Source organism: Micrococcus sp. CH7 (assembly GCF_001595485.1).
Taxonomy (GTDB): domain Bacteria; phylum Actinomycetota; class Actinomycetes; order Actinomycetales; family Micrococcaceae; genus Micrococcus; species Micrococcus luteus.
In genome coordinates this window covers 1-24,407 of sequence record NZ_LOSQ01000002.1, presented here as the reverse complement: position 1 = coordinate 24,407, position 24,407 = coordinate 1, and the positions used below count along the sequence as shown (strand labels likewise).

General features: G+C 70.9%; 28 protein-coding genes. 25 read left to right on the top strand and 3 right to left on the bottom strand.

Annotated elements, in window-relative coordinates; all coding sequences use genetic code 11:
* Positions 1–111 precede the first annotated feature (111 nt).
* Together AUV08_RS00690 and AUV08_RS00685 are read left to right on the top strand one after the other, a co-directional pair.
* Entirely contained in the window at positions 112–918 is an 807-nt protein-coding gene (locus AUV08_RS00690; RefSeq protein WP_031943871.1) for a hypothetical protein, read from the top strand.
* 398 nt (positions 919–1,316) lie between these two features.
* On the top strand, positions 1,317–2,222 hold the full coding sequence (locus AUV08_RS00685) for a replication protein RepA (protein WP_061873041.1): 906 nt from the start codon (positions 1,317–1,319) through the stop codon (positions 2,220–2,222).
* 53 nt (positions 2,223–2,275) lie between these two features.
* On the opposite strand, the gene AUV08_RS00680 is transcribed toward AUV08_RS00685, so the two are convergent.
* The 3 genes from AUV08_RS00680 to AUV08_RS00670 all read right to left on the bottom strand — a co-directional run bounded on the left by AUV08_RS00680 (position 2,276) and on the right by AUV08_RS00670 (position 4,308).
* On the bottom strand, positions 2,276–2,902 hold the full coding sequence (locus tag AUV08_RS00680) for a hypothetical protein (RefSeq protein ID WP_157571202.1): 627 nt from the start codon (positions 2,900–2,902) through the stop codon (positions 2,276–2,278).
* A 1-nt stretch (position 2,903) separates the two neighbouring features.
* Positions 2,904–3,827 (bottom strand): ParA family protein, encoded by a 924-nt coding sequence (locus tag AUV08_RS00675; protein ID WP_061873039.1) that lies wholly within the window; start codon positions 3,825–3,827, stop codon positions 2,904–2,906.
* Positions 3,828–4,011: 184 nt separating this feature from the next.
* Positions 4,012–4,308, bottom strand: a complete 297-nt coding sequence (locus AUV08_RS00670) for a helix-turn-helix domain-containing protein (RefSeq protein ID WP_061873038.1) — start codon at positions 4,306–4,308, stop codon at positions 4,012–4,014.
* A 144-nt stretch (positions 4,309–4,452) separates the two neighbouring features.
* On the opposite strand from AUV08_RS00670, the gene AUV08_RS00665 reads away from it, so the two are divergent.
* From AUV08_RS00665 to AUV08_RS00560, 23 genes are all read left to right on the top strand, one after another.
* Positions 4,453–5,157: an SAF domain-containing protein gene (locus AUV08_RS00665; RefSeq protein WP_084785986.1), complete on the top strand. Its 705-nt coding sequence runs from the start codon at positions 4,453–4,455 to the stop codon at positions 5,155–5,157.
* The gene (locus AUV08_RS00660) at positions 5,154–5,978 is read left to right on the top strand and encodes a hypothetical protein (protein WP_031943866.1); all 825 of its coding nucleotides are present in this window, start codon (positions 5,154–5,156) and stop codon (positions 5,976–5,978) included. The genes AUV08_RS00665 and AUV08_RS00660 overlap by 4 nt, the downstream gene beginning before the upstream one ends.
* Entirely contained in the window at positions 5,975–7,558 is a 1,584-nt protein-coding gene (locus AUV08_RS00655) for a CpaF family protein (RefSeq protein ID WP_061873037.1), read from the top strand. The genes AUV08_RS00660 and AUV08_RS00655 overlap by 4 nt, the downstream gene beginning before the upstream one ends.
* Positions 7,555–8,421: a type II secretion system F family protein gene (locus AUV08_RS00650; protein WP_061867357.1), complete on the top strand. Its 867-nt coding sequence runs from the start codon at positions 7,555–7,557 to the stop codon at positions 8,419–8,421. The genes AUV08_RS00655 and AUV08_RS00650 overlap by 4 nt, the downstream gene beginning before the upstream one ends.
* Positions 8,418–9,290, top strand: a complete 873-nt coding sequence (locus AUV08_RS00645; RefSeq protein WP_061867358.1) for a hypothetical protein — start codon at positions 8,418–8,420, stop codon at positions 9,288–9,290. Before AUV08_RS00650 ends, AUV08_RS00645 begins: the two co-directional genes overlap by 4 nt.
* A 99-nt stretch (positions 9,291–9,389) precedes the next feature.
* On the top strand, positions 9,390–9,572 hold the full coding sequence (locus AUV08_RS00640) for a hypothetical protein (RefSeq protein ID WP_061867359.1): 183 nt from the start codon (positions 9,390–9,392) through the stop codon (positions 9,570–9,572).
* Between the two features lie 43 nt (positions 9,573–9,615).
* Positions 9,616–10,026 carry a hypothetical protein gene (locus tag AUV08_RS00635; RefSeq protein WP_031943861.1) on the top strand — a complete coding sequence of 137 codons (411 nt, stop codon included), beginning with the start codon at positions 9,616–9,618 and terminating at the stop codon, positions 10,024–10,026.
* The gene (locus AUV08_RS00630) at positions 10,023–10,472 is read left to right on the top strand and encodes a TadE/TadG family type IV pilus assembly protein (RefSeq protein ID WP_031943860.1); all 450 of its coding nucleotides are present in this window, start codon (positions 10,023–10,025) and stop codon (positions 10,470–10,472) included. Before AUV08_RS00635 ends, AUV08_RS00630 begins: the two co-directional genes overlap by 4 nt.
* 2 nt (positions 10,473–10,474) lie before the next feature.
* Positions 10,475–10,891, top strand: coding sequence for a hypothetical protein (locus AUV08_RS00625; RefSeq protein ID WP_049159529.1), 417 nt, complete (start codon positions 10,475–10,477; stop codon positions 10,889–10,891).
* A gap of 15 nt (positions 10,892–10,906) precedes the next feature.
* On the top strand, positions 10,907–11,620 hold the full coding sequence (locus AUV08_RS00620; RefSeq protein ID WP_061867360.1) for a hypothetical protein: 714 nt from the start codon (positions 10,907–10,909) through the stop codon (positions 11,618–11,620).
* Positions 11,621–11,775: 155 nt separating this feature from the next.
* Positions 11,776–12,561, top strand: coding sequence for a hypothetical protein (locus AUV08_RS00615; RefSeq protein WP_135019327.1), 786 nt, complete (start codon positions 11,776–11,778; stop codon positions 12,559–12,561).
* 164 nt (positions 12,562–12,725) lie between these two features.
* A complete protein-coding gene (locus AUV08_RS11895) occupies positions 12,726–12,893 on the top strand; it encodes a hypothetical protein (protein WP_157571201.1) in 168 nt (55 codons plus the stop codon).
* Between the two features lie 398 nt (positions 12,894–13,291).
* Positions 13,292–14,344 carry a hypothetical protein gene (locus AUV08_RS00610; protein ID WP_061873036.1) on the top strand — a complete coding sequence of 351 codons (1,053 nt, stop codon included), beginning with the start codon at positions 13,292–13,294 and terminating at the stop codon, positions 14,342–14,344.
* A gap of 94 nt (positions 14,345–14,438) precedes the next feature.
* Complete coding sequence (locus AUV08_RS00605) at positions 14,439–17,885, top strand: BTAD domain-containing putative transcriptional regulator (RefSeq protein ID WP_061873035.1); 3,447 nt, start codon at positions 14,439–14,441, stop codon at positions 17,883–17,885.
* Positions 17,866–18,501, top strand: a complete 636-nt coding sequence (locus AUV08_RS00600) for an A24 family peptidase (protein ID WP_157571200.1) — start codon at positions 17,866–17,868, stop codon at positions 18,499–18,501. Before AUV08_RS00605 ends, AUV08_RS00600 begins: the two co-directional genes overlap by 20 nt.
* A gap of 4 nt (positions 18,502–18,505) precedes the next feature.
* Positions 18,506–19,060, top strand: coding sequence for a hypothetical protein (locus AUV08_RS00595; protein WP_061867630.1), 555 nt, complete (start codon positions 18,506–18,508; stop codon positions 19,058–19,060).
* 96 nt (positions 19,061–19,156) lie between these two features.
* Positions 19,157–20,005, top strand: a complete 849-nt coding sequence (locus tag AUV08_RS00590; RefSeq protein ID WP_061867631.1) for a glutaredoxin family protein — start codon at positions 19,157–19,159, stop codon at positions 20,003–20,005.
* Positions 19,995–20,198, top strand: coding sequence for a hypothetical protein (locus AUV08_RS00585; RefSeq protein ID WP_061867632.1), 204 nt, complete (start codon positions 19,995–19,997; stop codon positions 20,196–20,198). Before AUV08_RS00590 ends, AUV08_RS00585 begins: the two co-directional genes overlap by 11 nt.
* A 45-nt stretch (positions 20,199–20,243) precedes the next feature.
* The gene (locus AUV08_RS00580; protein ID WP_084776579.1) at positions 20,244–22,013 is read left to right on the top strand and encodes a hypothetical protein; all 1,770 of its coding nucleotides are present in this window, start codon (positions 20,244–20,246) and stop codon (positions 22,011–22,013) included.
* Complete coding sequence (locus AUV08_RS00575; protein WP_031943847.1) at positions 22,006–22,785, top strand: hypothetical protein; 780 nt, start codon at positions 22,006–22,008, stop codon at positions 22,783–22,785. Before AUV08_RS00580 ends, AUV08_RS00575 begins: the two co-directional genes overlap by 8 nt.
* The gene (locus tag AUV08_RS00570) at positions 22,776–23,243 is read left to right on the top strand and encodes a hypothetical protein (RefSeq protein WP_061867635.1); all 468 of its coding nucleotides are present in this window, start codon (positions 22,776–22,778) and stop codon (positions 23,241–23,243) included. The genes AUV08_RS00575 and AUV08_RS00570 overlap by 10 nt, the downstream gene beginning before the upstream one ends.
* Before the next feature lie 10 nt (positions 23,244–23,253).
* A complete protein-coding gene (locus tag AUV08_RS00565; RefSeq protein ID WP_061867636.1) occupies positions 23,254–23,988 on the top strand; it encodes a DUF4145 domain-containing protein in 735 nt (244 codons plus the stop codon).
* Complete coding sequence (locus AUV08_RS00560; protein WP_061867637.1) at positions 23,985–24,257, top strand: hypothetical protein; 273 nt, start codon at positions 23,985–23,987, stop codon at positions 24,255–24,257. The genes AUV08_RS00565 and AUV08_RS00560 overlap by 4 nt, the downstream gene beginning before the upstream one ends.
* Positions 24,258–24,407: the final 150 nt, after the last annotated feature.

The following is a 24,407-nucleotide window of genomic DNA, read 5'->3' as shown; positions in this document are numbered from 1 at the left end:
ACGATCGGCAGATCCAGATCCAGATCCAGATTCGTTTCCCGACCTGCTCGTTTGGCTGGTCAGTGACCCGTCCGGGACGCCCGGACACCACTGATGGAGGGACCGAGTCCGATGAGCACCACCACCTACGCCCCGACCGTGATCGACCGCCTGAACGCCGAGTGGGCCGTGCGCTACGCCGAGACCTCCCACCCCTGGCCTCACGGCGCTCAGACCGGCATCGAGCTCGTCCAGACGGTGGCCCGCAGCACCGTGGAGGTCCGCGAGCAGATCATGCGCGGCCTGCTCGAGCAGGCCGCGGTCGGCGACGAGGACTGCGCCCGCGCCGTCCTCCAGCTGATGCTGCCTCGCTTCACCCTGATCGCCGGCCGTCACACCCGCATGCGCATGGCCACCATGCACGGAGACCACTCCGCCCGCGAGGAGGTCTCCGCCGCCGTCATCGCCGCAGCGTGGAAGTGGATCCGCAGGCCCTCCCTGCACCGGGCCGGCTCGTGCATCGGCAACCTCGCCATGGACGTGCTCAAGGACTCCCTGCTCGAGCGCAAGCTCTACGACGGCCAGTCCGACGTCGAGGCCCTGCCCTCCTGGCTGCCGCAGCTGGCCGAGGAGCCGGCCGACGATGAGGCCGCCGACAACGGCCGTGCCACCCGGGACCTGTGCGCCCTGATCGCCTGGGCTCGAGACAACGCCGTCTTCTCCAGCCGCGACGCCGCGGTCTTCCTGCGCTACCAGCTGGCCGACGAGGCCGAGCGCGCAGCCCTGAGCGACGAGTACGGCTACAGCGGCCGCGGCCTGTGCAAGCGCATCAACGTCCTGCGCACTCGCCTGACCCAGGCCGTGAAGGACTACGCCATGGAGCGCAGCGGGCTGGCTCCCGACTACGCGGCCCTCATGGAGCAGGCCCCGGCCGCCTGAACCCCAGACCGCGACCACCTCACCGAACGGCTATCCACGGATGCACAGCGAAACCGCCCCCCACTACAGGAGGAATACATGTGGTTTTACTACATGGGGATCCTCCAAAATCGTTGCAATCATGCCGATTCTGACGGGGTGGCTGTCACAAGATGCACACACTGGCCGTCACAAGATGCACGTGGATAATCTCCGGCCCGACCGGCGCACCGTCACAAGATGCACACACGCGATCGGCTTGATCCCGCCGATTTCGCCCCCCATCTGCGTTCACTCCGCCGACTATGAGCCCCCGTCACAAGATGCACGTGGATAACTCCCCGGCGACCGCAGTTCTCCACACCCGCTCCGTCCCCTCCACGCCCACCCGTCATCGGGTCCGAAAGGTCACCTCAGCCATGAACCACACGCCGGACATCACCTCCATCGACGCGGCCACGCGCCCGGCCCTCTCGCCCAGGCGCCTGCGGCTGCTCGAGCTCAGCGAGGAGATCGAGCAGAACCCCGGCGAGGTCGCCTTCTCCACCCGCATCTGGGCCCAGCTGAGCCTGCCCTACCGCGACCCCGGAGCCACGGTCCCCCACTGGAGCCGACGCAACGGAGACACCACCCTGACGCTCTCCCCCGGCCCGGCTGGCTTCCCCTTCGGCGTCCTGGCCCGCTCCCTGCTCACCTGGATGTCCACCGAGGCCGTGCGCACCCGCTCCCGCCACCTGGACCCCGGCCCCTCCCTGCGCGCGTTCCTCTCCAGCGTCGGCACCTACCCCTCCGGGGCGAATCAGCGCCGTGTGATGGACCAGCTCCACCGGCTCAGCACGACCTCGATCATCATCGAGACCAGCCGCGAGACGCCCGACCGGCGCACCCTCAGCGGCCAGAACATGCACGTGGCCCACCGCTACGAGCTCACGTACCAGCGTGGGGCCGACCACGCGCGCATCGAGCTCAGCGAGCCCTACTTCGAGGAGGTCATGCGCTCCCCCGTCCCGGTCCTCTCCTCCGCCCTGGCAGCCCTGGGCGGCTCCCCCATGCGCATGGACCTCTACGTCTGGCTCTCCTACAGGATGTCCACGCTCCAGCGCACCACCACCGTCTCCTGGCGCCAGCTGGAGACCCAGTTCGGCGCCCAGTACGCCCAGCCGCGCCAGTTCAAGGCCGCCTTCTTGAAGAACCTCGAGCCCGTGAAGCTGATCTACCCCCAGGCGAAGGTGGCCGTGGTGGACTCCGGCCTGCGCCTGCACCCCTCCGCCACCCACGTCCCGCGGGCAGCCCACCAGCGCCCCCGGCACCTGCGCGCAGGCTGATGCACCACGAAGGGGGCGGCCCTGCCGGGCCGCCCCCCCCTTCTCATGCCGGCTCAGCTCTTCGGCAGCCAGGCGTCGTACACCGAGGCGACCATGGCGCTCCGGGAGGGGGCGCCTAGACGGGCCACCTGCTCATCCAGCCAACCCCGCTGCTCCTGATCCAGGCGCAGCTGCACCTGCACGCCGCCCTGGCCGCGCGCGGCACCTCGGCGCCCACGCGGCATCCCCCCGTCCCCACGCGGCTTGTGCCCGCAGGCCGCCCAGAGCTGATCGTCGCTGAGCTCGTCGAACGCGTCGATCAGCAGGTCCGTGTAGGTCCGATGCCGCTTGGCGGCCGCGGTCCGCAACCGATCCAGGACCGGGACGGGTAGGTAGACGGCCGTGTTGCGCACGACCAGCTCTTCCTCTTCGGGGACGTCCACACGGTCCAGCTCGACCACCTGCGCGCCTTCCTGCGGGACCGCGCGCCTCACGTCTGGCATCAGTTCCGGTGCGGTCTCCCGCGCGGCGACAGGCACCGTTTCCGGTGTGGTGTCCTGCGTGGATTCCGGTGTGGCATCTGGCGTGGTTTCTGGCATGGCGTATGGCACAGAGTCGACCTTCTCCGCCGGCTTCTTCTTGCCCCGGCCACGCGCGTTGAACACAGCGCCGAGTCCATCTGCTCGATTGGGGGTCTCCATCTCAGGCGTCCTCCTCCTCGTCCTGGCCCAGGGCGCTCAGGCGTCCCAGAATCTCCTGGGCCAGTGCGGCGTAGTCCCCTGCCAGGCCATCCATGGTCGACGCATGGAAGGTCGAGGCTTCACCGGCCTTGATGCGCGCGAAGCGCTCTCGGTGAGCGCGGGCCACATCGCTCTCGAGCTCGTGCACCAGGCGTCCGCTCTTGCGCAGGTCCTGGGCGGCGCCGGCGGCGTGCCGAATACGGGCGGTGAAGACGGCCTCGTCGAAGGCCAGCCCCTGGAGCATCTGCTCGAGCGCCTGGCGGGCCTCTCGCTCGATCTTCACGGCGCGCGCCTCCACGTCGAACAGCGCCAGGCCCAACAGCTGCACGTCGGGGTTCGTGGTCTCGTGAACGGCCTGGAAGCGCTCGGCCGTCACAGCGACGCCGTCGAGGGAGCGGAGATCCGTCTTGGAGACGATGACCACGCCCTCGGCGACGCTGAAGGCGGCCTCGACCAGGGCGCGGTCTCCCGGGGGCGTGTCGATGACGACCAGGTCCCACTCCTCCATGACCTGGCTCAGGCTCCGGTGCAGAAGAGCCCCGAGGGGCGGGGCGTCGTAGCCGCGTGCCACCAGCAGGCTGATGATGTCGGCCAAACGAGGACCGCCGCGAACGACGCCCAGGCCTGGGCGCATGGGATCCGTGGAGATCGGCAGCGGCGCCCCATCTTCGAGGGCTCGACGCAGCTCGATTCCGTCCGACTTCTCTAGGCCGAGGTCGGGGGAGAGGTTGCCCTGGGGATCCAGGTCGATGGTGAGGGTGCGGATGCCGGCGGCCGCGGCCAGACCGGAGAGGTTGGCGACCAGCGACGTCTTGCCGGTACCGCCCTTGCCGTTGGCGACCGCCAGGACGCCTGGGATGGCGTATGAGCGCGCAGGGGTGGACATGAGGACCTCCTAGGTTCCCTGTGATCTGACTCCTCCAGTCTACTGCATCTCTCGGGAAATACCGAGAGATTTCCCGCAGTGTTATGGCGTTCAACTGGTGTAGCGGACGGTTGGGGACTGGCGCGCAGACGGCGGTGTTATGGCATGAACAGCACTCCTGATGTGGCGCCGGTATGGCATGAGGTCACCGCTCGACGATCGCGCCCAGGGCCTCGATCATCGCGCTGTAGGCCTCCCGGTTGAGGCGGTAGGTCAGGCGTCGGCCCCGGCGCGCTTCGGAGGTGTCGCTGGAGGTCAGCAGGCCGGCCTCCTCGAGGGTGCGCAGGTTCAGGGAGAGGGTTGCGCGGGGGATGTCCAGGGACGTGGCGAGGTCGTGGGCGCCGAGGCCGGGGGAGCGGGCGACCAGCACGAGGATGCGCATGCGCAGCGTGGAGTTGAACGCGACGACGGCCGTGTCGAGGGGGGATGCGGGGGCGCTCATGCAGAAATGTCTACCGTACAGAGGGACATGAGGGGGCGGTCCGGGCTTTATGTCTGGTGAAGGACCAAGCCACCTGCCATCACGGCTGGCAGGTTTGATACGCTCCCCGTGCAGTCCCCCCAGTAGCGAGAAAGGCAGGCCAAGGTGGCTCTGAGAAAGCGGTCGCCCAAGGTGACCCCCACCGAGAACCCGCGCGTCAGCGAGGCCGGCTCCAGCGCGGCGGCTCCCGTGGGCCGTCCTGCGCCGACGCCGGTGGCCAAGCGCCGCGTGGGCGGTGTGGCTGTCGCCGTCGCCCTGGCTGCCCTGGGCGGCCTCGGCGCGTTCGTGGGGACCCAGGCCAACGAGGCCAAGCCCTACCTGGTGGTGAACGCTCCCGTGGAGCGAGGGCAGAAGATCGAGTCCTCCATGCTCTCGTCCGTGCGCGTGGCCGGCGACCCCAGCGTGCTGGTCCCCGCGACCGAGGCCCAGCAGATCCAGGGGCAGGTGGCCACGACCGACCTCCAGCCGGGCAGCACCATCACGCGCACGTCCACGGCAACGTCCTTGGGTGTGGAGGACGGCGAATCGCTGGTGGGCCTGGCTCTGGAGGTCGGGCGCCTGCCTGCCCGGGAGATGGCCGCAGGAGATCACGTCCAGGTCCTCTTCACCCCGGGCAACCAGAACACCAAGGCCGGTGACGAGAACCAGAATCACGACCCCGTCGCGGCCGTGGTCGAGGCCAGCCACCATGACCAGAACAGCGGGAAGACCACCGTGGATCTGCGCGTGAAGCAGGCTGACGCCCAGAAGGTCGCCACCTGGGGTGCCGCCGGCACCGCCAGCGTGATCATGCAGGGAGCGCAGAAGTGAGCATCCTGACCCTTGCGGCCTTCGGCGTCAGCCCGGGGGTGAGCACCACGGCCGTGGCCATGACGTTGCAGTGGCCGCGCCCTGTGCTGCTCGTGGAGGCCGACGTCAGCAAGCCCTCATCCGTGCTCGCCGGGTGGTTGCAGGGCAGCATGCCGGCCGACAGCGGCCTGATGGGCATCGCCCACAACTCCATGCGACAGGCCCTGACGGAGCAGGACATCTGGGACTACGCCGTCGACCTGGGAACGGGCCAGGACGCTGGCCAGCCTTCCCGCTGGCTCCTGCCCGCCATGTCCGAGCCGCTGGCCGCGCGATCCATGCGGGGCCTCTGGCCGGAGTTGATGATGGCTCTGCGCGCCGTCTCTGGCCAGGACATCGACGTGATCGTCGACGCTGGCCGCTCCGAGAACGCCCACGGACGGGAGGCGCTCTGGCGTGACAGCGACCACCTGAGCGTCGTGGTGCGCAGCGACCTGGTCTCCGTGGCCGCGGCGCGTGCCTATCTGCCGGCCGTGCTGGAGGCCCGCGCTACCGCGGGGGCAGTGGACACGTCCTCCCTGCTCGTGGTCGAAGATCGAGCCCAGGAGTTCCCCTCCAAGGACATCTCCAAGGTGCTGGGCCTGCCGGTGCGTGGACGCCTTCCCCAGAGCCCGGAAGCCGGCGCTCACTTCGGCGGGGGCGCCCAGGCGACGTCCTGGAGGCTGCGTTCCTACACGCGGGCCATCGGTGCCGCCAACGCCTCCCTCGCGGACGCGCTGATGGCCCGCCGCCAGCTCATCGAGGCGGACATGCCCACCGAGACCGGAGGAGAGCAGCGATGAAGGATCAGACCCCCGACATGTCCCTGGACCTGCTCAACCTCCCGTTCCTGACCGAGAGCACCCCGGCCAAGCCGGCCCGGCCGTCCCTGATCCCCGCCTCCGCCGGCGCTCACCTGGCTCGCCCGCTGGGCACTACCCCGTCTCCCACCGATTCCGCTGAGCTGCCCGGGCTGTCCCGGCCGCTGACTGCTGTGCCCGAGCCGGCACCGCAGGCCGAGCAGAGCGCCCCGGCCCGGCCGAGCAACACCACGGAGCTGACGGGCTTCTGGTCGATCGTCGACGTGCTGCGCGCCAAGGCCGTGGACTGGCACGCCGAGGAGACCGCCGACCGCATCGACCTGCCCGAGAGCGAGCTGCACGCCATGGGCTGGCGGCACATCGACCGCGCGATCATCGAGCAGATGCGTGAGAACGTGCAGACCGGCGGCCGCGACGCCGCATGGACTGCCGAAGAGCAGGCGGCACTGCGCCAGGCCACCTTCGATGCGATGTTCCGTCTGGGCCGATTCCAGGCACTCGTGGACGAGCCCGGGGTGGAGAACATCCACATGATCGGTTCCGACCACGTCTGGGTGGAGAAGGCCGGCGGCAGCATGGAGCGCCGCCCTCCCGTCTTCGAGACCGATGAGCAGATGATGGCCGAGCTCCAGTTCCTCGCCGCGAACGCGGGGGAGGAGTCCCGCCCCTTCTCTGCGGCCCACCCCGACCTGGACATGGACCTGATGGGCTCGGTCCGTCTGGCCGCCACCGCCCGCCCGGTCTCCACGCGGCCCACCGCCGTATTCCGCATCCATCGGCTGGTGAACATCACCCTGGAGCAGCTGGTCGACAACGGCACCCTGAGCCCCCTGGCCGCCGAGTTCCTCACGGCGCTCGTGCAGGCCGGCAAGACGATCGTCATCAGCGGCTTCGGCGGCGACGGCAAGACGACCCTGATGCGCGCCCTGGCGGAGAAGATCGGCCCGCTGGAGCAGATCGTGACCATCGAGAAGGAGCGCGAGCTGCACCTGGACCGGCTCGACTCTCGCCTGGTCCCGCCGATCGAGCTTCAGGCTCGCCCCGGATCGGGCGAGCGCGCCGCCGACGGCAGCACCATCGGCGAGTACACGTTGACCATGGCCATGGAGAAGGCCCTGCGTCTGAACTCCGCACGCATCCTGGTCGGCGAGGTCCGCGGTTCGGAGATCGGCGCGATGATCTCCGCGATGCAGACCGGCGCGGGAACTTACTGCACCGTCCACGCCTACTCCGGCGAGGAGGCCGTGCGCCGTCTGGTCGGCCTGGGCATGAACGAGTTCTCCGAGACCTACATGGCTCGCCAGCTGGGCTACCACATCGACGTCGTCGTGCAGATGCGCAAGGTGCCTCAGCCCGATGGCTCGGTGAAGCGCAAGATCATCTCGATCTCCGAGGTGCTGCCCGGCGACACCGACAAGGGCATTTCGGTGGCCGACCTGTTCCGCATGGGTCCCGGCGACGAGAACGCCGTGCCCGTGGCCCCTCCCGTGGACAACCGCCTGCGCAACGATCTCGAACGCACCGGCTTCGACCTGCTGCGCCTGGCCGGAGGTGCCCGATGAGCTCGCTCCTGCTCCCTCTGAGCTTTGCCCTGGGCATCCTCGGCCTGGGCATGGCTGCCGTGAACTGGCTCTGGCCCGCCCCTCCCAAGGCCCCTGCACCCGATCCGCGCTGGCTCACCGCCCTCAAGGGACTCGGCCGCCGCATGGACCGCAACACGTGGATCATGGTGGGCATCGCCGCCGCCGTGGGCTTCTTCATTGCGCTGTTCACCGGCCTGCTCGTCTACCTCGTCGCCCTGCCCGGCGCCGTCATCCTCCTGCGCTTGGCCTTCGGCTCCGGCGGGGGATCGGCCCAGATCGAGAAGCTGGCGCAGATGGAGATGTGGACGCGCTCGCTCTCCGGCCTGATCGTCGCAGGAACCTCCCTGGAGACCGCACTGGCCGCTTCCATGCCCAACGCCGGCGACCTGATCCGGGACGAGATCGCCACGATGAATGCCCGCATCAAGGCCGGCTGGCCTACCGCAGACGCCCTCAAGCGCCTGGGCCTGGAATGGGGAGACCAGACCGGCGACCTGGTCGTCATGCAGCTGATCCTGGCCGCCAATCAGCGCGGCCAGGGCCTGGCGAACGCCCTGGACGACCTCTCCACCTCCGTGGAGGAAGAGGTCTCCAAGCGCCGGGCCATCTACGCCGACCGCGCCGGCGCCCGCCGTGAGGCCCGCATCGTGATCACCATCGTGGTGATTTCCCTGTGCCTGGTCCCCGGAATGGGCGGGCCCATGGCCGCCTACCAGACCCCGCTGGGCCAGGCGCTCTACCTCGTCCTGGCTCTGGTCACCGCAGGGCTCATCATCTGGATGACCCGCGTGGTAGCCCCGCCGCCGCAGGTCCGCCTGCTGACCGCTAGGAGCTCGTCATGATGATGATCATCATCGCCGGCATGCTGTTCGGCCTGGCCGCGACCGCGCTGATCTGGCCCCTGCTGCCCCAGCGTCCGCGCCTGCGCGCGGCGGCCTTCGACGGCATCGTGACCAGCACCTCCGGAGGCGGCGCGCTCTCTTGGCAGGAGCGGGCCTCGCAGTGGACGATGCGCACGCTGCCGCCGGCCCTGGTCAACGGCCTCACCGACGCCGACCTGGACATCCTGGGCACCACCCGCAGCCGCCACACCTGGGCCAAGATCTACGGCGCCACACTCGTGTTCGTGGTCTGCCTCGCCCTGAGCGTGGCCGCACAGGTGCTCTACTCCCTGCCGCTGTGGCTGTCCCTGCTGATCAGCCTGCTCGTCGCCGCCGTCGCCTGGCTGGCACCTGACTCGGCCGCCCGCAAGCGAGCGACCAAGGCACGCACTGACTTCGCACGCGCGGTCGCGGTATTCGTCGAGCTGCTGGCCTCTGAGCGCGGCCGCAACGCCCAGCCCACGGTGGCTCTGGAAAACGCAGCCGCCATCGGCGACACCTGGGCTTTCCAGCGGATCCGTCAGGAACTGGTCCGGGCTCGCTTCACCAAGGTCCAGCCCTGGACCGCCCTGGAGACCCTGGCCACGCAGCTCCACGTCCCCGAGCTCACCGATGCCGCCCGCATCATGCGCCTGAGCGGAGACAATGGGGCCAGCGTCTACGAGCCTTTGCGCGCGTTGGGTCGCAACATGCGCGTGCGGATGCTCAACGCCGAGGCAGCCCGTGAGAATGAGGCTTCCGGCCGCATGAAGAACATCATCATGTTCATCGCGTTGATGTTCACGCTAATCGTCCTCACCCCTCTGATGCTGACGCTGATGAGCGCGTGAGACGCGCGAGCTCCTCCCGGAGATCGTGATCTCCCATCCACCCACCCACCCGCATCGGGACCGTCCCGAGGCCATTTCCACCACACGAGGGGACTCACCATGAACAAGCTGATGCAGCAGTACCTGATCCTCCGCGCCTGGATCCAGGACAAGCACGAGGACGAGGCCGGCGCCGAGACCATCGAGATCATCCTCGGCGTGCTCGCCGCCGTCGTGCTGGCCGCCCTGGTCTGGGCCGGCATCAACACCTTCGCTACCAACAAGGTCGGCGAGCTGGGCTGACTAGACCAGCCAGGGACGGAACACCACGAGCAGGGGGGTCACCATGAACATCACGGCACCGCTTCGAGCGCACCTCGAGGCCCATGCACGCAACGAGACGGGTTCCTCGAACATCGCCTCGCTGCTGATCGTGCCGGTGGCCCTCCTGCTCGTGTTCCTCGTCCCCCAGGCCGGCGCCTACTACCAGGCCTCGACCGTGGCCCAGTCCGCGGCCAACGCGGCCTACGCAACTTCCCGAGTCATGGGCGGCTCGAGCGCCGAGGGCCAGGCGGCCGCCCAGCAGGTCATCTCCCAGCACTCGGGCACCCTCCAGGGCGCCTCCGTGAACATCAGCACCACCGGGGAGCGGATGACCGTCACCGTCACCGGCACCGCGCCGGCCTACACCGGGCAGTGGATCAGCCCGTCCGTCTCCCGGTCCGTGACCGGGCCCGTCGAGAGGGTGGTCAAGTGAACCTCCGCGACACGTCCCTGGCCTGGCTGCGTGATGAGCGCGGCGAGTCCGGCGTCGGGCTGCTCATCGTGGCTCCGGCCATCGGACTGCTCATCGCCATCGCCGTCATGGGCGGCCGCATCGGAGCAGCACAGACCTCCATCGAGTCGGCGGCCGGCGTCGCCGCCCGCGAGGCCACCCTGGCCCGCAACCCCGGCCAGGCCGAGTCCAATGCGCGCCAGTCCGCCCGCATGACCCTGGACCAGACCGACTTCACGTGCGGCTCCCAGAACATCACGCTGGACACCTCCGCCCTGCGCAACGCCCCCGGCATCCCCGGGTCCGTCTCCGCCACCATCACCTGCACGGTGCCGCTCTCCGACCTGGCCATCCCCGGCACTCCCGGGTCCTGGACCATCACCGCCGACGCCACGTCCCCCGTGGACACCTATCGAGAGAGGGGCTGAGCATGATCGCCCGCTTCCGCGCCTGGCTCGGCCGCGAGCACGGAGAGTCCTCCCTGCTGGTCCTGATGCTCGTCCCCATCATCGTGCTCGTCGGCTTCGGCATCGGCATCGACTGGAACGGCAAGGTGCGCGCCTCCGAGGAGGCCGTCACCATCGCCCACCAGGCCGCCCGCGCCGGCGCCAACGCTGGCACCACGGCCGGAGCCGCCCGCGGCGAGGACATCACCCTGGACAGAGCGGCCGCCGCGCGCGCCGCCCAGGGGATGATCGCCGAAGCCGGAGCCACCGGCACCGTCAACGTCACCCCCACCAAGGTCACTGTGGACGTCGACGTCCCCTACACCCCACGCTTCATCCCCACCGGCGTCCTGACCGGCCACGGCCAGGGCACCGCCCAGATCCACTCGAACACCCGCTGACCGCAAGGAGACACCATGAGCCGCGTCACCAAGACCACCGCATACACCGGAGCCGTCCTGGCTCTGGCGCTCACGCTCACCGGCTGCAACGGCGGTGGCACGCCGGGTGGCAACTCCACGTCCGCGAGCGCCTCGCAGTCTTCGCTTGCGCCGATCGAGGACGGGTCGTCGTCCGCGAACGTGTCTTCGTCCTCCGCTTCCTCGAGCTCGACGAGCGCGTCGTCGTCTGCGCTGCCGGAGTACAAGCCGGTCACCTCGAAGAAGCCGGGGGGCCAGGAGGAGGCGAAGGCGAGCGCGTTCAAGGCGGTTGAGCTGCTCTACACGGTCTCGTCGGACGTGCTGAACAGCGGTGACGCGAAGAACGCGGATCGCCTGTCCGTGGCGGCACAGCAGGGCGAGCTGACTCAGCAGAAGGCCAACGTGGAGAAGACGCTCGCCACGGGGGCCACCTACCGGGGCGCCTCGAAGGTGGAGCTGATCGACGGCCTGGCGGGCCCGTCCGTCCATGCTGATGGCACCTTGGTCGAGAACGCCTCGGTGAACCTGCGCGTGTGCGAGGACAACTCGGGTGTGAAGATCACCGGCAAGGATGGCAAGCCTGTGGACACCGGCGCCACGCAGCGGTTCATCGTGAAGTACGCGGTGCTCTGGAACGAGGACGACGGCGTCTGGAGCGTCGTCTCCAGCGAGCTGCCTCCGCTGAACGGACCGGAGGAGACCTCGTGCTGACCCGTAACAGGTGGGCCGCCATGGCGGCCGCGGGGGTTCTGACCGCGAGCGCTCTCGTCGGCGCGACGGGGGCAGCGGCCCAGGCCACGGGGACGACCGCTGATGGGCGATGCCGTGCAGGCAGCACGGGTTCTAGCTGCCTGGTGGAGGCCACGGTGCCGGGTAAGGGACAGAACGCGCAGCCCGTGCTGGGCCGGGACGGGAAGGCCCCGAAGCGGGCGAACTTCTGCGAGATCAACGAGCCTCTGCCTGGCGACAGCGTCCCGTACCGCTGTGACGTGAACTACGACCCGGTCAATGACTGCGTGTGGGTGAACATGTCGCCGCAGCCGACTCCGCCGGCGGGCAAGGATCCAGAACGGGGCGCGTGGGAGCAGTGCAACCCGAGCGATGGGCTGACGCTCGGTCAGCCAGTGAAGACGCGCTGGATGGATTCCACGCAGGCCGGGCCGGGGGAGATCCGCCAGGCCGCCCAGACAGTCGTGAAGGAGATGCAGCTCAAGGGCATCGAGATCGGCATGGTGCCGTACCCGGTGGCGGAAAACGGCACGGGTGCTGTGGGTCTGCCGGCGTGGATGTGGGTCGGGAACCCTGACGATCCGCAGGCGTGGGGGCCGTACACGGTCTCCAAGGACGTGAACGGGATCGCCGTGCAGGCCACGGCGCGGCCGGTGCACGTCACCTGGGACATGGGCGATGGGACGCAGGTGGTCTGCGACGGTCCCGGCACCGTCTACGAGGACCGCTTCGGCAAGCAGGAGTCCCCGGACTGCGGGCACACGTACATGAAGATGTCCAACCCCACCTACAAGGTCACGGCGATCACGACATGGTCCGTGGAGTGGACCGCCCAGGGCCAGTCCGGGGTGATCGAGACCCTCACGCGCTCCTCGCAGGACGTGCGGATCGGCGAGTTCCAGGCGCTGAACGTGCGGCCGTAACGTGCGCGCCGGGGCAGGCCTTTGGTCTGCCCCGGCGTGTTGTTTCCAGATGCAGGCTCGGACGAATCGGATTGGGATACTCTGTGACCATGCGCACGCCCCCGTCGAACCCTCGCCCCACCAGGCGCACTGGCGGTCGCCCGTCCAAGGGAGACCGCTTCAGCGTGACCACGAAGCTCCCCAGGTCCTACGAGGAGAAGCTGCACGCCCGCGTGGACTACCGGGGCGAGACCGTCACCGACTACGTCGCATCCCTGATCCTGGCCGACCTCGACGCCAACGAGGTCCCCGAGTCGAACGGACAGGAGGCCTTCGACGTGAAGATCGCCTGAGCATGCAAGAAGGCGGCCCCGCGCCAACGGAACCGCCTTCTTGCGACTAGCACCCCGCCAAGGGTGCCGGTCTGAAGATTTCAGTTGTTCGAGAGCTGCTTCTCACTCGCCAGTGAAGCTCTCGATCTCGGGTGGATCCCCGCCAAGGGATCCGGCTCTGTCCCTCCCTGGAAGGAGGTACGTCGCTCTTGTCGTGCCCAAGTCTACCCAAAATCCCTCTCCGCGACACGTCCCCCCTCCCGTCGGCCGTGTCCTCGGCGCCGTGCCTGGGGGAGTCCACCCTCGCCCGGCTGCTGCGTCATCGCCGGAAGCCGGCCCGGCCCGTGCGGGGTCGGATCACGAATCCGTGCCGTCAGAACTGGCGCCGGCCCTCGCGTGCCCGGGAGGGCGACATCGACGTGATCTTGGCCGCGGTGCCCGCCGGCTCCCGGCGTCTGGAGCACCTGGGCGACGCCGTTCCCGCCCTGCGGGCACTGCCTGCCTGGCAGGGCCTCTCCCGGACCCGTCGGCGGCTGATGGAATCTCTGGTGGGTGCGCTGGCGGCCTGCGCGGACTGGTCGAAGATGATCTCCCGTCCCGGGCACAAGCGCCTGGCGAAGATGATCGGCCGGAGCGCCTCGACGGTGACCGCGGCCATCGCCTGGCTGATGCGACACGGGGTGATCGGACGCGTCGCTGCCGGACGCTCTGCCGCCTACGCGACCCCGGACGAGCGTGGCAAGCGGATCAACGAGGCGGCGGTCTACGTGCTGTGCTGCACCGCCCACCTGGACGTGGAGAAGATCCTCGCCAGGCACCGTGCCGACGCCGCGGCCGAAGCACGGGAGCGTGCAGGTCAGCGTCGGATCCGTGGGGCTGTGGAGAAAAACTGGCACCCTTCCTCGCTAGAGGATTCACTTACTAGAACTCGTAGAGGAACCACGCACGCGCGCGACCGCGGACTCGTCGAGCTCTGGCCCTGCAACCGTGCAGTGGCCACCCGTCGTCAGCAGCTGGCCGCCGCCCGCACCGTCCAGGATCGCGCTCTGGGTCTGCGCGTGCTCTCGGCCCGGGACGTCCGCTCGCTGATCCGTCCCTTCCTCGAGGCCGGCTGGACCCCGGCCGACCTGCTCCACGCCCTGGACCACACCCCCCAGGGCGCGCACCGGCTCCACAGCCTGGACGCCGGCCAGGACGCCGCTCGAGCTCGCGGCTACCTGCGGTGGCGCCTGGAGCACTGGAAGGACCCCGGCGGGCTCGTGCTCGCCTCAGCCTCTGCCCGAGCTCGTGAGCGGGCGGAGGCGGCGCGCGAGGCGATGCACCGGGATCGCCAGGCGGATGCGCGAGCGCGCGCGGCGGCCGCGGGAGTGGAGTCTCCGGATCGAATCGCGGCCCTGGCGGCCATGCGGATGCTGTTCCGGCAAGGTGGCGCGGAGCGTGACAGCCTTGAGGCGGCCCACCTCACCGCCTAAACTGACCTCAGATCAACTTAGAAGGGACATCGGGGGACCGCCCCAGCCTTCTACCCCGTGAAGACCTCTACCCACGCGAGCGGAGACACGCCCCATGCGCACCCTCAAAGGCCTTGCGGCCCTGCTGGCCCTGACCGCCCTGGTGGTCGGCATCCCCGCCGCCCTGATCCTGCTGGTCGGCAACCCCATCCCCAGCACCGCCGAGCTCCAGCAGGCCCTGACCGGCATCGACTTCGGCGGCACGTTCCTGATGGGCACCGTGCTGCCCCTGATCGCGTGGGGCTTCTGGGCCTCCTTCGTCTACTCGCTCGTGGTCGAGGTGATCAGCCTCATCCGCCGCGTCGAGACCCCCAACCTGGGCGGAGCGCTGCGCCCGCAGCAGGCCCTGGCCGGCGCGCTGATCGCCGCCGTGCTCGCTCTCGGCGGTGGCAGCCCCGCCTTCGCCCTGACCCCACAGGACACCGCCTCCGCTCCCGCCGCCGTCGCCATGGCCCAGGAGGGCCAGACCACCCAGGACACGACCCAGGACACCCCGGCCGCCGCGGGGGAGCGGACCTACACCGTGCAGGAGGGAGACACGCTCTGGGGCATCGCCCGGGACGAGTTGGGCCAGGGCAGTCGGTGGGGCGAGCTCGCCGAGCAGATGCGCTCCACGCCCCAGGCCGACGGCCAGACCCTCACCGATCCCGACCTCATCATGACCGGCTGGACCGTGGAGCTGCCCGATGGCCCCACCGGCGCCGGCTCCACCTCCGCGACACCGGCCCCCTCCCAGCAGGCCCCCGCCCCGGCGGCGCCCTCCGCACCGGCGTCGGCCGAACCCTCCGCCCCTGCCGACGACTCGGCCACGCCGGCCCCCGAGGCGGCCGCCGCCCCGAGCGCCGCCTCGGACTCCACGCCGGCCCAGGACGCCCAGCACCCGCTGCCCGGCGAGGCCGTGTCTGCGGCACCCTCCACGGCCCCCGCCGAGCAGGAGGGCCCCTCCGCCGTCCCCGGCGGCGCGTTCACGCAGACCGCGCCGGCCCCCGCCGATCTGTCCTCCCACCAGGAGCAGGCTGCCCCGGAGGAGGTCCCCGCATGGGCCACCATCGGCGGCATCGGCGCCTTCGCCGCGGCCGGACTGCTGGGCATCGTCGGCCTGCGCCGCCAGCTCCAGCGCCGCCGCCGTCAGCCCGGCCAGTCCGTCCCCATGCCCGAGGAGCAGACCGCGCAGCTGGAGACCCAGCTGCGCGTGGTCGCCGAGCCCGAGCAGGCTGAGGAGCTCGACGTCGTCCAGCGCTGGCTGGCCCGCTGGGCCCACGAGAACGGCCAGGACCTGCCTGAGCTGTTCCTCGTGCGCGTCTCGCCCGAGCAGATCGCCCTCTACCTCATGGCCCCCGCGCAGCTGCCCGAGCCCTTCGTGGCCGAGACCGACGACGGCGTCGTCTGGACGCTGGCCTCCGGCTCCATCGACATCGACCCCGACCTGCCCGCTGCCCCCTACCCCTCGCTGGTCACCGTCGGCCAGGACGACACTCGCTCCCAGGTCCTGCTCGACCTCGAGCGCCTGGGCACCCTCGGCATCGACGGCGACCCCCAGCTGACCACCCAGGTCCTCGATGCCATGGCCGTGGAGCTGGCCACCTCCAGCTGGTCCGAGAACGTCACCATCACGCTCGTCGGAGTCGCCGACGGCCTGGCCAAGGTCGTCAGCGACGGCCGCGTCCGCCAGATCGACGACCTGGACCAGCTGATCGGCCAGCTCGACGGCAAGGCCAAGGACATCCGCCGCGCCCTCGACGAGCAGGACGCCGCCACCCTCGACCAGGCCCGCGCCGCCAACCAGGAAGAGGCCTTCGGCCCCGAGATCGTCCTGCTGGGCCTGGAGCCCACCCCCGCCCAGGCTCGTCGCCTCACCGACCTGGCCGGCGCCATCCCGCGGCTGGGCATCGCCGCGGTCACCACCGCCAACCCCCTGGCCTCCGACTGGATCCTGAACCTCGAGGACGAGGACCACGCCGACCTGCTCCCGGTCAATCAGCACCTGCGCCCGCAGAAGATCACCCCCGAGGAGGGCGAGCGGATCAAGGAGCTGCTGGCCACCGCCCTGGAGGACCCCCGCTCCACCGGCCGTGGGACGACCGCCACGATCGACATCAACACCGTCCTGGACGAGCGCCCCCACCTCAGCGCGGTGGCCGATCTCGAGGAGATGCTCCACGAGGAGGAGAACACCCAGGACCTGCCCCTGACCCCCGAGCCTGCGGTCTCCGCCGCTGAGACCGCCGAGGACGAGACCGATCCGGCCGAGGAGAACGAGGAGGACGTGCTCGCCGCCCAGGCCGCCCGCCACACCCCGACCCCTGCGCCCGCCCCGCACGACACCATGGACGAGGACGAGGACGAGGAGAGCCAGGACCAGGCCGCGGCGGCCGCCGTGCCGACCGAGCCCGAGGACATCACCCCCGAGGCCCAGGACCAGACCCCGGCCGTCGTCGCAGTCACCGAGACCGCAGGACCCGCCGAGACTGCCCCCGAGCCCGAGCCCGAGCCCGAGCCCGAGCCCGAGCCCGAGCCCGAGCCCGAGCCCGAGCCCGAGCCCGAGCCCGAGCCGGCCGCGACCGCCGAGCCGGCGCAGCAGGAGGCGGCCACCGATCTCCACGACACGTCCCCCGCGGAGGACGAGGACGAGAAGGACGCCGCCCCCGAGCAGCTGGCCTCGACCGACCCGCAGAAGCAGATCGACCTGGACGCCGCACACCTGCTGGAGCAGGCCACCACCCAGGCCCCGATGATCCTGATGCTCGGCGAGCTCAAGCTCGTCGGCGCCCAGGGCCAGGCCCCCGTCACCGCGGCCACCGGCGAGGTCTCGGCGACCCAGACCGCCCGCTGCGTCGCCCTGGCCGCCTACCTGGCCCTGCACCCCGGCGCGAGCGCCGAGGCCGTCCACGCCGCGTTCTGGCCCACCCAGCGCTCCGACGGCAAGTCCGCCTCCAGCAACCGCAACAAGCTCACCGGCCAGACCCGCCGCCTGCTCGGCCAGGCCGCGGACGGCACCCCCTACCTGCCCGCCGTGGGCAGCGAGGGCTACCGCGTCCACGAGGACGTGCTCACCGACTGGCAGGTCGTGCAGTCCCTGATCGGCGATGACCCCGTGAAGGCCTCCACCCCCGCCCTGGTCGCCGCCATGCGTCTGGTGAGGGGAGTGCCCTTCGAGCACGCCAAGGCCTCCAACGTCGCCTGGACCGAGACCCTGGTCCAGGAGATGGTCCAGACCATCTGCGACGCCGCCCACGAGCTCGTGGCCCGCTCCCTGGCCGCCGGCCACCGCGAGCACGCCCAGCTGGCCGCCCGCGTCGGCCGCGCGATCGACCCCGCCAACGAGGCCGCCTGGCGCGACGCTCTGGTCACCGAGGCCGCCTCGGGCAACCACACCGAGGTCACCCGCCTGATCGAGAAGCTCTACTCCTACCTGGAGTCCTTCGAGGAGGACCTCGAGCCCGAGGTGGAAACCACCGCCCTGATCGAGGAGCTGCGGGCCCATGGCTACCGTGTCGCCTGATCTCCACGACACGTCCCCCGCGGCCACCGACCCCGCGCCGGCGCCCTACACGGTGCCGCCGCGGACGGTGCGCACCCTGATCGGCCCCGGCGGGGCCCTGGCTGCCCTGCTGGGCATCACCGGCGCCGCGGTCGCCGGGCTGCCCGTGCTCATGGTCCACGCCGCGCTCGCCCTGATCGCCCTGGCCTGCCTGGGCATCTACATGGCGCGCGTGGACCGGGCCCACCGGCTCATCCCGAACTGGGCCGTGGCCGCCCTGGGCGCCATCAACCTCGGCGCCGCGGTGGGCCTGCTGGTCACCGGATACGGCGCCTGGGCCCTCCAGGGGCTGGTGGTCACCGTGATCGCCGCCGTCGTGCTGATGGTGATGCACCTGATCGGCGGCACCGGCATGGGCGACGTCAAGCTCGTCACCGTGGCCGCCCTGGCCATCGGTGTCCACGGTCCCGGTGCCTGGGTGCTGGCCATCCTGGCCAGCTACGTGCTCGCCGCCCTGTTCGGTGCGGTCCCGGCCCTGCTGCGCGGCCAGCGCAAGACCCGCGTGCCCATGGCCCCGTACCTCGTCGCCGGGCACGTGCTCGCCTTGCTCGCCGTCCTGGGCTACCTGGCATCCTGACCAGGTGCCCCGCACCTTCTCCGCCCGCGACCGCCGTGCGCTGACCGGCCTGCTCACCGCCGGGCTCAAACACGCCCAGCTCGACGACCTCACCGCGGCCCACCCCGTTCCCGGCGACCCCGGCCACGACTCCGGCAAGGCCGGCCGCGTGGGCCTGATCGTGGCCACCTGGCTCGCCAGCGGCGACCACACCGGACTCACCAGCGCCCTCGAGCTGCTCGAGACCGCCAAGCTGCCCCCGGCCCGCCACGCCGACCTCGCCCGCCTGCAACGGAAGGCCGGCCTGGACCCCACACCACAACCCACGCCAGAAGCCGAGCCAGAAGGCACCCTCGCCGCGGATGGTGCGACGGAGTCGCCGCTGCCGGCCGCGCCGGCCGAGGAAGCGGCGCCGCCCGCATCTCCGCGACACGTCCCCCTGGTCCTCCTCCAGGACCTGGCCGAGGACCATCCCGCGGTCCAGGCCCTGCTGGCCGCCGGCCTCGAGGTCGGGCACCTCGAGCACACCGCGACGATCCCCGCCGACGCGTTGCTGCTGCACCCGGCGCATGAAAGCTGACCCCGGAACGGGGAGGGACATCAGCGCCGGATGCCGGCCTTATGGGAAGTGAGGGCCGGCCATGGCCCCGACCATCTCCCTGACCGAGGAGCACCCATGTACACGATCTACACCAGCCCCGGCTGTGGCCCCTGCATGGCCGTGAAGGCCCACCTGCGCGCCCACAAGATCCCGCACACCCTCGTCGACGTCTCCCAGGACCCCGCGGCCGTCGAGAAGCTGCGCAAGATGGGCTACTCCAGCGCGCCGGTCACCGTGGACGAGGCCACCGGGGAGCACTGGGACGGCTACCTCCCCGACCGCTACGCCTCCCCGGCCCCGGAGGCCGCACCGGCCGCCGACGTGCAGGCCACGATCGACGTGGGCCCCGTCGAGGCCGGCGAGCACGTGCTCTGGGACCCCCGCCAGGGTCACCTGCTGATCATCGGCGACCGCGACAGCGGCAAGAGCGTGATCCAGCGCGGGATCATGGAGGCCGCGGTCTCCGTGGGCTGGCAGGCCTGGGGCCTGGGCCTGCCCGGGGAGCTGGACAAGGTCGAGGACCATCGGTATGCGCAGGTGGTCACCGCCGACGTCAGCGACCAGCTCGAGCGCATCCGTGCCGCCAGCGAGCTGATGCGCGAGCGCTACCACCTGGTGGAGGTCGCCTCCCTCGCCAAGGAGCGCCCCGAGCCCTTCCAGCCCATCGTGCTCGTCCTGGACGACTACGCCCATCTGCGCCAGCGCTGGGCCGACCTCGCCCCGGCCGGGGAGCACGAGGCCGACGTCGCCGAGAACCTCCTGCTGGGCATCCACCGCCTGGGCCGCTCCGTCGGCATCCACCTGTCCGTCTCCTGCCGCGGCATCGCCCACCACCTGGGCCAGACCATGGCCGCCGGCTCCACCGTGGTGCACACCTCGCTCTGGCGCAGCTCCCTGGAGACGGAGATGGCCCATGCCAGGTGACCGTCGCCGCCTGGCCCGCCACCGCAGCCGCCACTGCGGCGCCCACACCCTGGCCGCCGAGCTCGCCCTGCTGGCCCACGCCGGCCAACCGACCCCGGACGGCGACACCGACGATCTCCACGACACGTCCCCGCCCGCGGTGCTGCCCGGCCAGCTCGACGCGCTGGACCTGCTCCCTACCGAGGAGGCTTAGCGCAATGTAGGGTTGCCCTAACTGTCAGATCGACCGGAGGTCCCCATGGCCTACTCCAACCGCGAGCGTCCCGGAGGGCGCGCTGGCCTGCGCGACAACACCCCCACCACGTTCCGCCCCGTGGCCTACCGCAACCTCGCCGCCCGCAAGAACCTGTGGGCGGACTACACCACGGGCCGGGGCGTGTTGGACAACGGGCAGGCGGTGCCGCCGAAGATCGGCCCGCGTCGGAAGAACCCGAACCTCACCGACATGCTCGACACTGCGGCCGCCGTCGGTGTGGACCGGATCTTCTTCACGGGCAAGACCCCGGTGGCCACGCCGGGCAAGCGCCACTGGCTGCTGGTGCAGACTCCCGGCTGGATCGACGGAGGACACAACCTCGGCTCCCCGGCCACCGGCCGTTTCGAGCACCGCCAGACCGGCAAGCGCATGCTGGTGCAGTTCGTCTCCGGGTGGTTCGGCGACGCCCCGCTAAGCCCGGACCAGGCCCGCCTGGCCTGGCAGGCCACCGAAGGCATCATCGGTGCGCACTTCCGCGGAGCCAAGCTCATGGACAGCCCCACCGCCACCGGCGCCAACCTCTGGGCCCTGACCCTGCCGAAGAACCTCGAGCCGTACCCGCTGACCGAGGACATCGCCGAGGAGCTGCACCGCACCTCCGGCCAGCACCACGTCGAGCACCTCGTGGCCGGGTCCTCCTCGGACACTCACCCGGACTGCATCCCCCTGCACGACCCGGCGAAGACCCCCAAGATCGACGGCTTCGCCTACGTCGACGGCCGCTTCATGTACGGAGCCATGTGCAGTGAGCTGGGCATCGGCCCCGGGTACCGGCTGCGCCGCGACGACACCGCGGACATGCTCCGGGAGAACCCCTACGCCCGCGCTCGCGTGCACGTGCAGTTCAAGGTCCCCGACACCTGGGACCACATCGGCCTGATCGGCGTCCAGCACGAGAAGGCTTCCGAGGGCTGGTACTGGCCCAACCGCCCCGGCGCCACCGGGAGCGCCTGGATCGACGCCGCCGAGTTCTTCGTCGCCGCCCGCCACGGCTGGCAGCTGGACCCCATCGAGTCCGTCGCGTTCACCACCGATGTCCCCGGCGCCCGCGACCGCGACCGGCGCGTGCGTGCACGCCCGCTGGACACCTGGAAGGACAACCTGGTCAAGGCTCGCGCCGCCGTCGCCGGCGACCCGCTGATGGACGAGATCATCAAGACCGCCGTCTCCGCGGCACTGCGCTCGATCCTGATCAACACGATCGGCAACTTCGCGGCCCGCGGGCGCGTGCAGACCCACATCACCTTCGACCCCAAGGAGGTCCCGGCCAACGCCCCCGACGTCAAGCAGCACGGCAAGGCCTTCATCTGGACCACCAAGCCGCGCTTCGATGGCCAGGCTCAGCGCTACTACCACCCCGAGTTCGCCGTGCAGGTCTGGGGCCGGGCCCGGGCGCGCATGCTCTCCGGACCCATGGCCGGTGGCCTCCAGGGCGGGGCCCTGCACGTGCCGGCCCGCACCCTGCTGGGCGTGCGCGGCGACGCGATCTACACCACCGAGGTCCCCTCCTGGTCCCTGACCGAGGAGCGTGGCGGCGGTGATGACGGCCGGGTGGGACGCATGCGCCTCCAGGGCTACGTCCCCGGACCGCTGAAGATTCCCGCCGACGAGACCGCCCGCAACAGGCTGCGCGCCAAGGCCGCGCGCCTGGGCGTGGACGCCGCCTACTCCGAATACGAGATGCAGGCCGCCCCCGTCGACGGGACGGACTACCTGCCCGGCGACGACGAGCAGGAGGCCGACGGTGAGTGACCCGGCACAGCTGAGCCCCGCCGAGCTCGTCACCCGGGTGCGCTCGGCCTACGGACTCACCTGGGCCGAACTCGGCGCGGCCATGAACCGCTCCCCGCGCATGATGCAGAAGATCGCCCGCGGGGAGACCTCGGGCGAGTCCTACCGGGACGCGCTGACCGAGCTACACGAGACCGGCGCCGTCTCCAAGGCACCCCGACGTCGACGCAACGCCGCCGGCAAGATCGTGCCCGTGCGAGCCAAGCGAGGTGCCAAGAAGCCCACCGTGGTCCCCAAGGACACCCGGCGCGGGCCCTCCCTGACCCGCCACTCCACCACGACCACCCACCTGCCCGACGGCAACCGCATCGTGCGGATCCAGCTGCCCAAGACCGTCGGATCGCCCGAGCGCGGGGCCGGCCTGCACGCGGCCCGCATGTCCATCGTCAACGTCGCCCGCGGCGCCCGCCACCAGGACAAGCGCGTGCACATCCGCGCCACCGTGGACATCGGCGGCGGCCGCACCCGCACCTTCGACGTCGGCTCCAAGGGTGGCTACCTGGCCGCCGACGTCGTCTCCGACGTGCGCGACCGCAACGGCGGGGACATGGGCGGCTGGATCGCCTCCCAGATGGGCGACCGCTACGCCCGCGACGCCGTCACGCAGGGCCAGCTGGTGGGACTGTCCGTGACCAGCTTCAACGCCGTGCGCTCCAAGGAGGAGCGCGTGGCCCAGGATGAGGCCGGCGCCCGCCGGTGGGGACGACGAGGAGGACGCACCCGATGGGGATGAATCAGCACGAGAAGCCGGCCCCGCCGGCACGCCGGTGGGACGAGGCCCTGGACCCCCACGCCCACCAGGGCCCCTACCGGCCCCCCGCGGCACTGCTGGACATCCTCGCCCGCGCGGCCGGGGCCAACTCCTACGAGGCGGCCACCACCGCCGTGCGCCACCGCGCGGCCAGTGCGGCCACCGAGCTGCACGAGGCGGGCCTGGACCCGCGGGTGATCGGCCTGGTCGCTGAGCCGCGGGTCAACGAGCTGCTGGGCGTGGCTGAGCGCTCGGCCCGCTCCCTGCGCCAGCGCGACCGCCAGTTCCCCGAGCCGGTCACCCGCGGCCGGCTCTGGTGCGAGCCTGACGTCGTCGACTACCTGGCCTTCAAGCACGAGACCTCCCCCCGGCCCGGAGCGCTGCACAGCGCGCGTGTGGCCCAGCGTGAGCAGGCCCAGACGCGCGGAGCCCGCCCCTAGACTGCCCGGCATGAGCGAGGACTTCACCGACGGCACCGGCCTTTGCCCCCACTGCGGACACCACGTGGCAGCCGACCTCGTCGGCCGGGCACAGGTGAGCCCGACCTGGGATCCGTACTACGCGCGCCAGCCCGTGCCAGACCCGGCTCAGGGGGGTGCGACCGGGTACCTCGAGAGGATGCGCCAGGCCAGGGACTTGGTCCTTGTCTACAGCTGCCAGTTCTGCGATCGCACCATCGTCTTCCTCGAGCACTCGAGGGAGCGTGAGGCCGACGACCGGACGATGACCGCTGAGGAACGGACGTCCCGGACGATGATCGTGCCGGCCAAGCCCCCGCGGCAGCTTCCCGAGGCCGCCCCAGCGGGCGTCGCCTCGATCTACGAGGAGGCCAGCATCTGCGAGGACGCCGGGGCACTGCGCGCCGCCGGCGTCCTCTACCGCGCGGCCACCGAGGAGATGGTCAAGGACCAGGGCGGCACCGGCCGGGACCTCAAGGCCAAGATCAACAGCCTGACCCCGCGGCTGGACGCCGAGGTGCTGGAGGACCTGCATGAGTCCCGCGTCGTGGGCAACGACAGCATCCATGCCGGCGTGCAGTACGCCCCCGAGGAGATCGCCGACGTCGCCGAGCTGCTCTGGGAGGCCGCCTTCGTCCTCTACGAGCAGCCGGCCCAGAAGGCCAGCATGCGCGCGGCCCGCAAGGCTCGCCACGACGCCGCCCGCGGCCCGCGCGCGGCGTCGTGATCCCGGTCTACGAGCCGCCGGCCTTCCGCAGCCCCGAGGAGGTCTACTCCGCGCTCTACCAGGACGCCCCCTACGTGCGGGTCGTGCTCCCCGACCGGGGACGGGTCGATGCGATGGCTGCCCGCTGGTCGAGCACCCATGTGCTGATCGCCTGGGAGGAGGCGCCCAGCACCGAACGGCTGCAGGCATGGGTGCCCGCTGGGTGGGTCACCCGCATTCGGGCAGAAGAATCGGCCTGGCGCGCCCCCTACGGGCGCACGCACGGCTAGGGTGTGTCTGAGAAACCGTCCAGTCGGGTATACCCACTAGGCGCATGTGTCAGAGCTAGTTGTTGTGGGGCATGAGGTTCTTGACATGGGTGCCGGGCTGAGATGAGACGAGCGGACCTCTCCCGCAGGATGGAAGTTCCTCAACAACCC

What these genes read in the sequence shown, in the direction of transcription:
- AUV08_RS00690 (WP_031943871.1), top strand. Translation starts at nt 112, where the DNA reads ATGAGCACCACCACCTACGCCCCGACCGTGATCGACCGCCTGAACGCC.
- AUV08_RS00685 (WP_061873041.1), top strand. Translation starts at nt 1,317, where the DNA reads ATGAACCACACGCCGGACATCACCTCCATCGACGCGGCCACGCGCCCG.
- AUV08_RS00680 (WP_157571202.1), bottom strand. Translation starts at nt 2,902, where the DNA reads ATGGAGACCCCCAATCGAGCAGATGGACTCGGCGCTGTGTTCAACGCG.
- AUV08_RS00675 (WP_061873039.1), bottom strand. Translation starts at nt 3,827, where the DNA reads ATGTCCACCCCTGCGCGCTCATACGCCATCCCAGGCGTCCTGGCGGTC.
- AUV08_RS00670 (WP_061873038.1), bottom strand. Translation starts at nt 4,308, where the DNA reads ATGAGCGCCCCCGCATCCCCCCTCGACACGGCCGTCGTCGCGTTCAAC.
- AUV08_RS00655 (WP_061873037.1), top strand. Translation starts at nt 5,975, where the DNA reads ATGAAGGATCAGACCCCCGACATGTCCCTGGACCTGCTCAACCTCCCG.
- AUV08_RS00650 (WP_061867357.1), top strand. Translation starts at nt 7,555, where the DNA reads ATGAGCTCGCTCCTGCTCCCTCTGAGCTTTGCCCTGGGCATCCTCGGC.
- AUV08_RS00645 (WP_061867358.1), top strand. Translation starts at nt 8,418, where the DNA reads ATGATGATGATCATCATCGCCGGCATGCTGTTCGGCCTGGCCGCGACC.
- AUV08_RS00640 (WP_061867359.1), top strand. Translation starts at nt 9,390, where the DNA reads ATGAACAAGCTGATGCAGCAGTACCTGATCCTCCGCGCCTGGATCCAG.
- AUV08_RS00635 (WP_031943861.1), top strand. Translation starts at nt 9,616, where the DNA reads ATGAACATCACGGCACCGCTTCGAGCGCACCTCGAGGCCCATGCACGC.
- AUV08_RS00625 (WP_049159529.1), top strand. Translation starts at nt 10,475, where the DNA reads ATGATCGCCCGCTTCCGCGCCTGGCTCGGCCGCGAGCACGGAGAGTCC.
- AUV08_RS00620 (WP_061867360.1), top strand. Translation starts at nt 10,907, where the DNA reads ATGAGCCGCGTCACCAAGACCACCGCATACACCGGAGCCGTCCTGGCT.
- AUV08_RS00605 (WP_061873035.1), top strand. Translation starts at nt 14,439, where the DNA reads ATGCGCACCCTCAAAGGCCTTGCGGCCCTGCTGGCCCTGACCGCCCTG.
- AUV08_RS00600 (WP_157571200.1), top strand. Translation starts at nt 17,866, where the DNA reads ATGGCTACCGTGTCGCCTGATCTCCACGACACGTCCCCCGCGGCCACC.
- AUV08_RS00590 (WP_061867631.1), top strand. Translation starts at nt 19,157, where the DNA reads ATGTACACGATCTACACCAGCCCCGGCTGTGGCCCCTGCATGGCCGTG.
- AUV08_RS00585 (WP_061867632.1), top strand. Translation starts at nt 19,995, where the DNA reads ATGCCAGGTGACCGTCGCCGCCTGGCCCGCCACCGCAGCCGCCACTGC.
- AUV08_RS00580 (WP_084776579.1), top strand. Translation starts at nt 20,244, where the DNA reads ATGGCCTACTCCAACCGCGAGCGTCCCGGAGGGCGCGCTGGCCTGCGC.
- AUV08_RS00570 (WP_061867635.1), top strand. Translation starts at nt 22,776, where the DNA reads ATGGGGATGAATCAGCACGAGAAGCCGGCCCCGCCGGCACGCCGGTGG.
- AUV08_RS00565 (WP_061867636.1), top strand. Translation starts at nt 23,254, where the DNA reads ATGAGCGAGGACTTCACCGACGGCACCGGCCTTTGCCCCCACTGCGGA.